The 712-nt window shown below is 74.0% G+C and carries 1 protein-coding gene; it reads right to left on the bottom strand.

Going from position 1 to position 712, the window contains the following annotated elements:
- A partial coding sequence (locus Q1B08_RS21595; RefSeq protein WP_366140091.1) for an exo-alpha-sialidase occupies positions 1-712 on the bottom strand: 712 nt, incomplete at both ends.

Genomic DNA, 712 nt, shown 5'->3' with positions numbered 1-712 from the left:
GGCAGCGCGGCATAGAGCGTCTCCGGCGCGGCCGGCGCGCTGGCCAGCGCGCGGATCGGCTCGCCCGCCGGCAACGGGGCCTCGGGCGGCAGCGCATCGCCGGACACCAAGGCGTCCATCGCGTCGCCGGGCTGGACGTCCTGCCAGCGGCAGAAGCAGTCGGGCACGCGCGTCAGGCCTGATTCCGTGCCGGCATAGATCCAGATGCCCCCCATGCCGGTCGCGAGATCGACCGAGGCGAGCGTCAGCGAATCGCGCTCGGCCTCCGCAAGCCAGGGGCGGTCCATCACGAAGGTCCAGGATTGCCCGGCATCTTCGCTCTGCCAGAGTCCGTCGCCCTGGACCGAAGCGTAAAGGGTGTCCGGCTCGGCGGCGGCCACGGCGACCGCGGCCACCGGCGCGTCGGGCAGCCCCCCGCCCGGCCGTTCCCAGCTGCGACCACCGTCCTGCGAGATGGCGAGGCCGCCCGTGGCGAGGCCGACGACGACCCGTCCGGGACGATCGGGATGGGTGGCCAGCGCCAGGACCCCTCCGCCATTCGACGCAGGATCCGAGGTCTGGATGGCGCCACCGTCACCGCTGCGCGTGAAGGTCTCGCCCGCGATCAGCAGCGCGTCGCCCTCGAAGGCAAGCGCCGTCGGCGATAGGGGCGCCGGTTCGGCCGCCTGCACTCCGAACGGAAGCGCGAGCAGGCCGAGGGCACCGACCGCGG

Origin of the sequence: uncultured Jannaschia sp., assembly GCF_947494025.1 — a bacterium.
In the GTDB taxonomy this organism is placed as follows: domain Bacteria; phylum Pseudomonadota; class Alphaproteobacteria; order Rhodobacterales; family Rhodobacteraceae; genus Jannaschia.
The sequence above is the reverse complement of the archived record's forward strand: the minus strand, read 5'-3'. Positions and strand labels throughout refer to the sequence as shown.